The organism is Actinomadura physcomitrii, assembly GCF_008923205.2.
Taxonomy (GTDB): domain Bacteria; phylum Actinomycetota; class Actinomycetes; order Streptosporangiales; family Streptosporangiaceae; genus Spirillospora; species Spirillospora physcomitrii.
Genome location: NZ_WBMS02000049.1, coordinates 60,400 through 69,438 on the forward strand (window position 1 = coordinate 60,400; position 9,039 = coordinate 69,438).

Below are 9,039 nucleotides of genomic sequence, written 5' to 3' on the forward strand. Positions count from 1 at the left end.
ATGACTACTCACGGTACGCAAGCGGACGCTAGGCTCGTTCACCGTCCGTCGCCGCAGGTATTTTGGGACAGGCGGACTAGTTCGATCTAGTGGCGTCGGGAACATGATCAATGACCGAAAAGTAGGGGACGCGCGGGCCCGCAGGCCGCCCGTACGGGTCAATTGATCCGCGAAGGGCACGGAGTCCGGCGTGGCGGCGGGCGCGGGCGCCATGATGGTGTGAACACGTGACCTGGACCCGGCGTTTGTCCAGGCTTAGGGACCCGCTGGCTGAATTGCGCCACGTGCCACGCAACGACCTGCAAGGATTGTGGACGGAGGTTGGCCGTGGCCATTGAGTTCAACGCATCGAGGGGCACCACGCTCGGCGTCGAGTGGGAGATCCAGCTCGTCGATGCGGAGACCAGGCACCTGCGGCAGGACGCGCGCCAGGTGCTCGCCGCGCTGCCGTCGCTCAGCGAGGACGGCGACATCCCCAAGGTCCGGCACGAGCTCATGGAGTCCACCGTCGAGGTCGTGACCGGGATCTCGCACACCGTCGGGGAGGCCAAGAGCGACCTCGCGGCCACCCTCGCCGAGCTGCGCGCCGCCGCCGCCGACCGCGGCATCGCCCTCGCCTGCACCGGCACCCACCCGATCAGCGACTGGCGCGACGCGGTGATGGCCCCGACGCAGCGCTACGCCGACCTGGTCGAGCAGATGCAGTGGCTGGCCCGCCGCATCCAGACCTTCGGCGTGCACGTCCACGTCGGCGTCTCCGACCGCGCCAAGGCGATCCCGATCGTGAACGCGCTGTCGTCCTACCTCCCGCACTTCCTGGCGCTCACCGCGTCCAGCCCGTTCTGGAGCGGCGCCGACACCGGGCTCGCGTCCTGCCGGGCGGTCGTCTTCGGTCAGCTGCCGACGGCCGGTCCTCCCCACTTGCTGGACGACTGGGCCGCCTTCGAGGATTACATGGCCACCCTGATGCGCGCCGGAACCATCCGGAGCATCAAGGAGGTGTGGTGGGACATCCGCCCCCACCCCGACTTCGGCACCGTCGAGATCCGGATGTTCGACGGGATCCCCACCCTGCGCGAGGTCGGCATGGCGGCGGCGCTCTGCCAGAGCCTGGTCACCCTGTTCGAGCAGCAGCTCGACCGCGGCTACACGCTGCCGCGGCCGGCCGCGTGGGTCGTCCGCGACAACAAGTGGCGCGCGACCCGCTACGGCCTCGACGCCACCGTCATCACCGACGACGGCGGCGGCACCGCGCCGCTCCGCGACGACCTGTACGAGCTGATCCGCGAGCTGGAACCGGTCGCCGACCGGCTCGGCTGCGCCGAGGAGCTCAAGGTCGCCGGCGAGGTACTGGAGAACGGGGCCCCCTACGAGCGGCAGCGCGCGATCCGCGCCGGGGGCGGCTCGCTGGAGAACATCGTCGACGCGGCCGTCACCGAGCTCGCCGAGGACCGCTTCGTCGCGCTGGGGGAGGTCGTCCATGCCGGGGCCTGAGCGGCCGGCGCGGCCGGACGGGCGCCCTGAGCGAACCGCGGCGGGCGCTACGGGAGATACCACGGGGGGCACCGGCTCGTCCGGTGCCCGTGAGGACAGCGGTGACGCCGGCACGCCGGGCGGCACCGGCGGTACGGCAGGAAACACCCGCGCGGCCGGCAGCGGCGGCGCCGACAAGACCACCGGGCGGGCGCCGAGCGGCCCCGCCCTCGCGCAGGGGGCGCACATGACACAACCGGGACCCGGGGTGATGCCCGGCCTTGAACCTCCGACCGCCCCGGAGCCGGAGGGCCCCGCGGGCAGCGAGCGCCCGGCCGCGCTGCGGCCGCAGCTCGAGGTGTTCCTCGCCCGGCACGAGGAGGAGCTCGTCGCGTTCCGCCGCGACCTGCACATGCACCCCGAGCTGGGCTACAACGAGCGCCGCACCACCGCGCGGATCGCCGAGCGGCTGCGCCTGGCCGGGCTCGAACCGCGGATCCTGCCGAAGGGCACCGGGCTGATCTGCGACATCGGCCCGGGCGACGGCCCGACCATCGCGCTGCGCGCCGACATCGACGCGCTGCCCCTGCAGGACGAGAAGGAGAGCGCCCCCTACCGGTCGACGGTGCCGGGCGTCGCGCACGCGTGCGGGCACGACGTGCACACCACGATGGTGCTGGGCGCCGGGCTGTTCCTGGCGCAGCAGGCCGAGGCGGGGCTGCTGCCCGGCCGGGTCCGGCTGCTGTTCCAGCCGGCCGAGGAGACCCCGGGCGGTGCCCTCGACGTGATGGCCGCCGGCGGCATCGCGGGCGTCGACCGCGCGTTCGCGCTGCACTGCGACCCGCGCATCGAGGTCGGCGAGCTCGGGCTGCGCAGCGGCCCGATCACCGCGGCCTGCGACAAGGTGTACGTGAAGGTCACCGGCCCCGGCGGGCACACCGCCCGGCCGCACCTCACCGCCGACCTGGTGTACGCGCTCGCCAAGATCGTCACCGAGCTGCCGTCGGCGCTGTCGCGGCGGGTCGACCCGCGCTCCAGCCTCTCGCTGGTGTGGGGGCGGGTGTCGGCCGGGTCCGTCGCCAACGCGATCCCCGACGACGGCGTCGCCGAGGGCACCGTCCGCTGCCTGGACGACGAGGCCTGGCACCGCGCGCCGGAGATGATGAAGGCGCTGCTGCAGTCGGTCGCCGCCGCCTACGACGTGGAGGCGTCGCTGGAGTACGTCCGGGGCGTCCCGCCGACCGTCAACGAGGCGGCGAGCGTGCAGATGTTCCGGGACGCGGCCGCGCAGGTCCTCGACGAGGAGGGCATCGTGCCGACGCCGCAGAGCCTCGGCGGCGAGGACTTCGGCTGGTACCTGGAGTCGATCCCCGGCGCCCTCGCCCGGCTCGGCGTCCGCACCCCCGGCTCCCCCGGCGAGTACGACCTGCACCGCGGCGACTTCGACGTCGACGAGCGCTGCATCCCGGTCGGGATCCGGGTGCTGGCGGCGACGGCGCTGACCGCGCTGTGGGACGGCGGCCGCCCGGCCGACCCGGAGACCGTCGAAGGCGCCACCCTCGCCTGACGCCCGCGTGGCGTGACGCGGTGTCCGCCGGCGCGGCGCCGGGCGTGCTCGTCCCGCCGGTCGCGCCCGTCGCGTCCGTCACTGGCAGCGATCACGTGCGCGCTGACCTGTGCCGATATGCGTACGCATTGGTAACGGACCTGTTGCGAAACGGTGCAAGCTGGCAGTTTTCCACCAACCGCGAGGTAGCGTCCCATCGATTTCGGTGGCCGAGCGGCCGCCGATACCGGGTGGGGAACGGAAGGAGCGCTACCTTGCGCCGTGGACTGAAGATCACTCTCGTCACCGTGACGGGTGCGGCGCTGACGCTGGGCGGCGCTTCCGCGTGCGGCGGCAAGAAGGCCGGCGGTGACAGCGGCGACGACAACGGCAAGAAGACCCTCAAGGTCGGCCTGGCGTTCGACATCGGCGGCCGCGGCGACCAGTCGTTCAACGACTCGGCGGCGGCGGGCCTCGCGAAGGCCGAGAAGGACCTGCACGTCACCACCAAGGAGATCTCCGCGCAGCCGGACGAGCCCGACTCCGACAAGGAGTCGCGCCTGCGCCTGCTCGCCAGCACCGGGTACAACCCCGTCATCGGCGTCGGCTTCTCCTACACCGCGTCGCTGCTGAAGGTCGCCAAGGCGTTCCCGAACACGAAGTTCTTCATCGTGGACGCCGACGGCTGCAAGGTCGAGGGCGCCAACGTCGCCGGCTCCTGCTTCTCCGAGGAGCAGGGCTCGTTCCTGGTCGGCGCCGCCGCGGCGCTGAAGTCCAAGACCGGGAAGATCGGCTTCATCGGCGGCGTCGACGTCCCGCTGATCCAGAAGTTCTTCGCCGGCTACGAGGCGGGCGCCAAGAAGGCCAAGCCCGGCATCACGGTGCTGCCGCCGAAGTACCTGACCGAGCCGCCGAACTTCAACGGCTTCAAGGACACCGGGCTCGGCAACGAGGCCGCCAAGGGCCAGCTCGACAAGGGCGCGGACGTCATCTACCACGCCGCGGGCGGCGCCGGCATCGGCGTCATCAAGACCGTCGGCGCGGCCGGCAAGTGGGCCATCGGCGTCGACTCCGACCAGTACAACCAGCCCGCCGTCGCGGACGTGAAGTCGCACATCCTCACCTCGATGGTCAAGCACGTCGACCTGTCGGTGTTCAACTTCGTGGAATCGGTCGCGAAGAACCAGTTCAAGCCCGGTACGGTGCAGTACAACCTGCAGAACGACGGCGTCGGCTACGCCACGTCCGGCGGCAACGTCGACGACATCAAGACCAAGCTGGACGACCTGAAGGCGCAGATCGTCGCCGGCAAGATCACCGTCCCGACCAAGCCGCAGTGATCAGGGGGCGGGCCGCCGCGGCACCGGCCGGGCCGGCCCGCCCGCACGTCTCCCGGCCGGGCGCGCGCCCGGGCGGTGCGTCGCCGACGCGGCGCCGCCCGCCGCGCGCGCCGCGGCCGCGTACCCGAGGCAGGAGGAGGGGCACTCGTGCCTGACCAGGTGCCGGCCGTGCGGCTGACATCGATCACCAAGCGGTTCCCCGGCGTCGTCGCCAACCGCGACATCAACCTGAGCATCGAGCCCGGCGAGGTGCACGCGCTCTGCGGCGAGAACGGCGCCGGCAAGTCCACGCTGATGAAGATCCTCTACGGCATGCAGCGGCCGGACGAGGGCACCATCGAGATCAGCGGGGAGCAGGTGTCGTTCCGCACCCCCGCCGACGCGATCGCCCGCGGCATCGGGATGGTCCACCAGCACTTCAAGCTGGCCGACAACCTGACCGTGCTGGAGAACGTCATCCTCGGCGCCGAACCGCGCGCCAAGGGGTGGCTGCGCGGCCGCATCGACTTCGCCGCCGCCCGCGCCCGCATCCAGGAGATGTCGAAGGCGTACGGGCTGCGCGTCGACCCCGACGTCCTCGTCGAGACCCTCGGCGTCGGCGAGCGGCAGCGCGTCGAGATCCTCAAGGTGCTCTACCGCGGCGCCCGCGTGCTGATCCTGGACGAGCCCACCGCCGTGCTCGTCCCGCAGGAGGTCGAGGAGCTGTTCGGCAACCTGCGGGAGCTGCGCGCCGAGGGCCTGACCGTGCTGTTCATCTCCCACAAGCTGGACGAGGTGCTGTCGGTCGCCGACACCATCTCGGTGATCCGCCGCGGCACCACCGTCGCGACGCGGCTCGACCCGTCGCAGGTCACCTCGCGGCGGCTCGCCGAGCTGATGGTCGGCTCGCAGCTTCCCACCCCGGAGCTGCGCGACTCGACCGTCACCGAGGACGTCCAGCTGGAGGTCGGCGGGCTGACGGTCCTCACCCCGCAGGGCCGTCCCGTCGTCGACGACGTGTCGCTGCGGATCCGCCGCGGCGAGATCGTCGGGCTGGCCGGCGTCGAGGGCAACGGGCAGAGCGAACTGATCGAAGCGATCATGGGCCTGCGCTCGGCGGACGCCGGGACGATCGTCTTCGGCGGCGAGGACATCGCGCACTGGCCGACGCGGCGGCGCCGCGAGGCCGGCATCGCCTACATCCCCGAGGACCGGCACCGGCACGGGCTCGTCCTCGAGGCGTCGCTCTGGGAGAACCGGGTGCTCGGCCACCAGACGCAGCGCCCGAACGTGCGCGGCCCCTGGGTGGACCGGCGCGGCGCCCGCCGCGACACCACCCGGATCGTCCGCGAGTACGACGTCCGGACGCCGGGCATCGACGTGCCCGCCGCCGCCCTGTCGGGCGGCAACCAGCAGAAGCTGATCGTCGGGCGGGAGATGTCCGGCGAGCCGCACCTGCTGATCGCCGCGCATCCGACCCGCGGCATCGACGTCGGCGCCCAGGCCGCCATCTGGGACTACCTGCGGCAGGCCCGCGCCGACGGGCTCGCCGTGCTGCTGATCAGCGCAGACCTTGAGGAACTCATCGGAATGTCCGACACCCTGCACGTGATCCTGCGGGGCCGGCTGGTCGCGGAGGTCGATCCGCGGACGGTCACCCCGGAGGAGCTCGGCTCCGCCATGACCGGCGCCGGAGACCCCGCATGACCGGCCCGACCGGCCCGACCGAGACCCCCGACGAGCCCGACCGCCGGGACGGCCCGTCCGACCCCGCCGAGCCTGAGGCCGCGGAGGCCGGCGGTTCTGCCGGGGCACCCGAGGTGCCCCGCCCAGCCGACCCGGACCCCTCAGAGAGCGGCGTCGCCCGAAAGGGCGGGGCCTCCGAGGGCGGGGCGCCGGTTCAGGCGGGGGCCGAGGCGGTGCCTTCGTGGAAGGCGATCCTGCGCGGGCTCGGGCCGACCGGGCTCGGGCTGAAGATCGGCGCGCCGATCCTGGCGCTGCTGATCTCGCTCGGCATCACGATGATCCTGCTCCGGCTGACCGGCGCCGACCCCGTCAGCTCCGTGCAGAGCATGGTCGACTACGGCACGCAGCAGCACTCCATCGTCGACATCATCAACCGCGCCACCCGGTACTACCTGTCGGCGGTCGCGGTCGCGATCGGCTTCCGGATGGCGCTGCTGAACATCGGCGTGGACGGCCAGTACCGGCTGGCGGCGTTCCTCGCGGCCGCGCTCGGCGGCGCGATCTCGCTGCCGGCGCCGTTCGGGCAGATCCTGGTGATCGTCGCGGCGGTGCTGGTCGGCGGGCTGTGGGCGGCGATCGCGGGCGTGCTGAAGGTGACCCGCGGGGTCAGCGAGGTGCTGTCCACGATCATGCTGAACGCGATCGCCACCGGCGTGATCGCCTACCTGCTGAACGACAAGCGGCTCGCCGAGCCGCGGCCGAACAGCAACGACGTCGCGACCGCGACGATCCCGCACTCGGGACGGGTCGGGCCGCTGAACGGCTTCCTGTCGGCGATCGGCATCGACCTCCCCGGCGCGGTGTACGGGCTGCTGCCGCTGGCGATCGTGGTCGGCATCGTGTTCTGGATCGTGATCAACTACACCCGGTTCGGGTTCGACCTGAAGATCTCCGGGCTGTCCCCGTCCGCGGCGCAGGCCAGCGGGGTCAGCGCCAAGCGGATGATCGTGATCACGATGGTGGCGTCCGGTGCGGTCGCCGGGCTGATCGGCATCCCGGGGCTGCTCGGCGAGTCCTACGACTACTCACTGAACTTCCCGGCGGGCCTCGGCTTCACCGGTATCACCGTCGCGCTGCTCGGCCGCAACCATCCGGCGGGGATCGCGCTCGCGTCACTGCTGTTCGCCTTCCTGGACCAGACCTCCGACATCCTCCAGGAGGTCGAGGTGCCGAAGGAGATCGTCGGGGTGATGCAGGGCGTGGTCGTGCTGACCGTCGTCATCGTCTACGAGCTCGTCCGGCGCTGGGAGATCCGGTTGCAGCAGCGGTCCGTCGCCGCGGAGCTGGCCACCGGCCATGACCTGGCCCGCGAGGCCGCTGGGAGCACCTCATGACCGCGACCGAGACCGTCGCGCCGGCGAAGGCCGGGAACGGCAAGTTCCGGCTGCGCTGGCCGCACCACCTGCTGATCGCGGCGGGGCTGCTCGTGCTGCTGTCGCTCGTCCGGATGGTCGACGGCGCGGACGACGTCACCTCCAGCGGGACGGTCAGCGCGGCGCTGCGGCTGGCCGTGCCGATCTTCCTCGCCGGGCTCGGCGGGCTGTGGGCGGAACGCTCCGGCGTGATCAACATCGGGCTCGAGGGCATGATGATCCTCGGGACATGGACCGGGGCGTGGGCCGGCTACCAGTGGGGTCCCTGGATCGGTGTGCTGTTCGGCGTCCTCGGCGGGGCGCTCGGCGGGCTGCTGCACGCCATCGCGACCGTCACGTTCGGCGTCGACCACATCGTGTCCGGTGTCGCGATCAACATCCTCGGGCTGGGCCTCACCCAGTTCCTGGCCGGGCTGATCTTCAACTCCGGGCATGCGAAGGACCTCGGCGGCGGGCCCCGGCAGTCGCCGCCGATCGACCCGATCAAGACGCTGACGCTGCCGGTGCTGTCCGGCGGCAAGATCGGCGGCTGGGAGAGCCCCGACTGGCTGGGGTCGCTGGAGAAGCACCACTGGTTCCTGGTGTCGGACATCGCGGGCATCCTTCGCGGGGTGACGAACGGGCTGTCCTTGCTCACTCTGGTCTGCCTGCTGCTGATCCCGCTGACTTTCCTGATCCTGTGGAAAACTCCGTTCGGGCTGCGGATCCGGTCGTGCGGAGAGGACCCGTACGCGGCGGAATCGCTCGGCGTGCACGTTTATCGGATGAAGTACGCGGCCGTCATCATCTCGGGCGGATTCTCCGGGCTCGCGGGCGCCTTCCTCGTCACCGTCGCCGCGTCGCTCTACCAGGACGGCCAGACCGGCGGACGCGGTTACATCGGCCTCGCGTCCATGATCTTCGGGAACTGGCGGCCGGGCGGGCTCGCCGCCGGGTCGCTGCTGTTCGGCTACACCGACGCGATGAACGTGCGCGGCGGCGGCCAGTCCGTGCACGCGCTGCTGCTGTTCGTCACGATCCTGCTCGTCGGCGTCGCCGTCTGGCAGGGCGTGCGCGCCAACCGGCTCCGCTCGCAGGTCATGACGGACCTCGGACGGCGCGAGGTGCGCGGCGCCTACCTCGGCGCGGTGCTGTCGCTGGTCGCGGCGGCGGGGCTGCTCGTCTGGTTCCTGCTCAGCGAGGCCGTCCCCGGCGAGCTCGTGTCGTTCAGCCCGCACCTGACGACGCTGCTCGTGCTCGCGCTCGCCAGCCAGCGGCTGCGGATGCCCGCCGCCGACGGGCTGCGGTACCGGCGCGGCGAGGCCCGCTGACGCGGACCTGGCCCTCGGCGTGGGAGATCATGGACGTATGAGCGATATCGACTGGCCCGCGCTGCGCAGCGCGGCGCGAGAGGCCATGGAGCGCGCTTACGTGCCCTACTCGGGGTTCCCGGTGGGCGCGGCGGCGCTGGTGGACGACGGACGCGTCATCACCGGCTGCAACGTCGAGAACGCCTCGTACGGGGTGGGGTTGTGCGCCGAATGCTCCCTGGTGTCGGCTCTGTACGGGCCCGGCAAGGCGGGGCGGCCCCGGCTCGTCGCCG

General features: G+C 72.0%; 7 protein-coding genes. All 7 read left to right on the top strand.

The window, feature by feature from the left end:
* Positions 1-327: 327 nt before the first annotated feature.
* A complete protein-coding gene (locus tag F8568_RS39545; protein ID WP_151598782.1) occupies positions 328-1,494 on the top strand; it encodes a glutamate--cysteine ligase in 1,167 nt (388 codons plus the stop codon).
* A gap of 250 nt (positions 1,495-1,744) precedes the next feature.
* Positions 1,745-3,040, top strand: a complete 1,296-nt coding sequence (locus F8568_RS39550) for a M20 family metallopeptidase (protein WP_236009938.1) — start codon at positions 1,745-1,747, stop codon at positions 3,038-3,040.
* A gap of 254 nt (positions 3,041-3,294) precedes the next feature.
* On the top strand, positions 3,295-4,359 hold the full coding sequence (locus F8568_RS39555; RefSeq protein WP_151598786.1) for a BMP family lipoprotein: 1,065 nt from the start codon (positions 3,295-3,297) through the stop codon (positions 4,357-4,359).
* Between the two features lie 147 nt (positions 4,360-4,506).
* Complete coding sequence (locus tag F8568_RS39560; protein WP_328601227.1) at positions 4,507-6,045, top strand: ABC transporter ATP-binding protein; 1,539 nt, start codon at positions 4,507-4,509, stop codon at positions 6,043-6,045.
* Positions 6,042-7,418, top strand: a complete 1,377-nt coding sequence (locus F8568_RS39565; RefSeq protein ID WP_236009939.1) for an ABC transporter permease — start codon at positions 6,042-6,044, stop codon at positions 7,416-7,418. The genes F8568_RS39560 and F8568_RS39565 overlap by 4 nt, the downstream gene beginning before the upstream one ends.
* A complete protein-coding gene (locus F8568_RS39570) occupies positions 7,415-8,767 on the top strand; it encodes an ABC transporter permease (RefSeq protein ID WP_151598790.1) in 1,353 nt (450 codons plus the stop codon). Before F8568_RS39565 ends, F8568_RS39570 begins: the two co-directional genes overlap by 4 nt.
* A gap of 37 nt (positions 8,768-8,804) precedes the next feature.
* On the top strand, positions 8,805-9,039 hold a 235-nt coding region (locus F8568_RS39575; protein ID WP_151598791.1), incomplete at its 3' end, for a cytidine deaminase.

Bases quoted from the DNA above. Each gene is read 5' to 3' on its own strand.
- F8568_RS39550 (WP_236009938.1), top strand. From the start codon at position 1,745: ATGCCCGGCCTTGAACCTCCGACCGCCCCGGAGCCGGAGGGCCCCGCG.
- F8568_RS39565 (WP_236009939.1), top strand. From the start codon at position 6,042: ATGACCGGCCCGACCGGCCCGACCGAGACCCCCGACGAGCCCGACCGC.
- F8568_RS39570 (WP_151598790.1), top strand. From the start codon at position 7,415: ATGACCGCGACCGAGACCGTCGCGCCGGCGAAGGCCGGGAACGGCAAG.